Here is a 2,732-nt window from a genome sequence, read left to right on the forward strand (position 1 = left end):
AATTGGGTCTATATTCCACGTCAGCCGCGTGCGGTCATTCACTTTTTAGGCGGTGCATTTGTCGCCGCCGCGCCCCATCTCACCTATCGCTTATTATTAGAAGATTTGGGCAAACAGGGCTACGCGACGATCGCGACCCCATTTATCAATACTTTCGATCATCGGGCGATCGCCTGTGATGTCTACAATCGATTTGAAGATACCTTAGATTTATTACAAGATCGCCGTTATTTACCAACTAGTTCTTTACCTGTCTATGGGGTCGGACATAGTATGGGCTGTAAGCTCCATCTACTGATCGGTAGCTTGTACGATGTCAAGCGTACTGGCAATATTTTGATTTCATTTAATAATTTCTCGGCTCGTGATGCCGTCCCCTTAATGGGTCAGATGCCGCAGGAATTCAATGTGGAATTTACACCCAATCCTCAAGAAACTTTAGAATTAATTTCGGGATATTATGATGTTCCCCGCAATCTAATCGTCAAGTTTAGTAATGATACGATCGATCAGTCATACACGCTCGGTCAAACTCTCAAGCAGATTTTCCCCGGACAGGTGTCGATGCTGAAGATTAATGGCAGTCATCTGACGCCCTTGGGTCAAGATTTTCAAGTACAACTCAATCCCCAATTTTTTACCCCTTTCGATGCGATCGGGCAATGGTTCAAGCAAGAAGTTCATCGCGATTTACACCAACTCAAACGCGAAATCTTAGAATGGCTAGATCCAGTCGTAAGTCGCTAAAAGTCTGCTAGCCAGTAATAATACCAAATCCGTCTTGCATAGACTTCTTTTGCTAGCGAAACCCCGTCGCCCTCACCCCGCCTTCGCCTCTGGCTCTGGCTCCCCTCTGTCTTGTCGTTGCTTGGTTGATTTTCATGGTCGGGAAACCCGACCGAAAATCAATCCGCTTTTTTATTCGGGGGGAACCCTAGACATAAAAACGCCGCTCCCAAGTTTGGGCGCGGCTCGCGCTCCTCGGCTTTGCCGAGGGTCTAGCGAGACAAGACAGAGGGGCTGGGGGTGAGGGCAAGATCGTCGGTTATATAAACCGATTTTTCGATGCTTAACCGCGTTTCATCGCGCGATCCATATCGCGTTTATCGTCTCTCTTCTTGAGGTCGTCGCGCTTGTCGTGAAGCTTCTTACCGCGTACTAACGCGATCGTAATTTTGACCTTCCCGCGCTTGAGATACATCTTCAACGGCACCAAAGTTAACCCCTGCTGCTCGACTTTGCCGATTAGCTTGCGGATTTCTGCTTTGTGCATTAGCATTCGGCGGGTGCGCGTTGGTTCGTGGTTAAAATAGGCGCTGGTGCTATTGTGCGGTGAAATATGGGCATTGAGCAGCCAGATCTGTCCCTGTCTCAATAAGCCATAACCATCGCGCAGATTGGCTTTGCCTGCGCGAATCGATTTTACCTCTGTCCCTAATAACTCGATCCCCGCTTCGTAAGTTTCGAGGATTTCGTACAGAAACCGAGCTTGCCGATTGTCGGCAACAATTTTGATACTATCTGATTTTTCTTTCTCGCTCATATATCTATTTTACTATCGACCAGCGCGACTGGAACGAAGTGGCGATCGCCAATATTCACAGCCGAAGTCTAGCTTTTTGGTACTAATAGAATGTAACTTTATCTAAAGATCTGGACTATTTGATGAAATTTGGTATAGTTATTCCATTAAAAGCGACGATCTTGACGATCGGCTAGCTCGATCGAGTGGTCAAAGCTTGCTGGAATTTAGCTGCTAGCCTTGTAGGGTACTCTCATCAAAGGAGATTTAGCGAATTTGGCTTTAGATCCAAATCGATACTCATGTTGTATGACTACACCAAAAAATTTAGATCGAAAACAAACAATTATTGCTATGATAACGCCTGTTGGTAAGGGTCGCTCTATCTGGCTGGTGAGAAAATATTATGGGTAGTTCTATTGATTTTGGCGGTCGTCCGATTCATTTTATCGGGATTGGGGGGATTGGGATGTCAGGGCTGGCTTATGTACTAGCAAGACGCGGGTTGCCAGTATCTGGTTCCGATCTCAAATCGACAAACATCACTCAAAAGTTGGCGTCAGTTGGGGCGCACATTTTCCTGAGTCAGGATGCGAGTAATTTAGATTTTTTTGATAACCACCCATCTGGACAAACGCCGCAAATCATCTGCTCGACGGCCATTGGTAAAACTAATAGCGAATTGAGAGCGGCGTTGGCGCAAGGGTGTCCGATCTTTCATCGATCGGATGTATTATCCGCTCTGATTGGGGAATACACGAGTATCGGCGTGGCAGGTACTCACGGTAAGACTACAACTAGCAGCGCGATCGGTTACATGCTAGTAGAAGCTGGTGTCGATCCGACAATTGTCGTCGGTGGTGAAGTCACAGCTTGGGATGGCAATGCCCGAGTTGGCAACAGTGAATATTTTGTCGCCGAAGTCGATGAGTCTGACGGTTCCCTCGTCAAGCATTCACCCAAAATCGGGATAATTACGAATATCGAACTCGATCATCCCGACCATTATAAGAGCCTCGATCAGGTAATCGATACCTTTACCACATTTGCCAACCAGTGTCAAGTGACAATCGGCTCGATCGACTGTGAGATCGTCAAAGAGCGCATCAAACCGACGATTTCTTATAGTGTCGAGCCGGGACAAGTCGCCGATTATACCGTCGATGAGATTGACTACCATGCCGATGGGACTTCGGCTCGAGTATATGAA

Annotated in this window: 3 protein-coding genes; 2 read left to right on the forward strand and 1 reads right to left on the reverse strand. The window is 46.9% G+C overall.

The features are described 5' to 3' along the window. The coding region (locus tag RMO35_RS02890; protein ID WP_309738433.1) for a DUF1350 family protein at positions 1–747 on the forward strand (747 nt) is incomplete at its 5' end. A 322-nt stretch (positions 748–1,069) separates the two neighbouring features. On the opposite strand, the gene smpB is transcribed toward RMO35_RS02890, so the two are convergent. Next, positions 1,070–1,543: an SsrA-binding protein SmpB gene (gene smpB / locus RMO35_RS02895; RefSeq protein WP_309738436.1), complete on the reverse strand. Its 474-nt coding sequence runs from the start codon at positions 1,541–1,543 to the stop codon at positions 1,070–1,072. A 385-nt stretch (positions 1,544–1,928) separates the two neighbouring features. Between smpB and RMO35_RS02900 the strand changes: the two genes are divergently transcribed. Further along, a partial coding sequence (locus RMO35_RS02900) for a Mur ligase domain-containing protein (RefSeq protein WP_309738437.1) occupies positions 1,929–2,732 on the forward strand: 804 nt, incomplete at its 3' end.

The organism is Chamaesiphon sp. OTE_20_metabat_361, assembly GCF_031364565.1.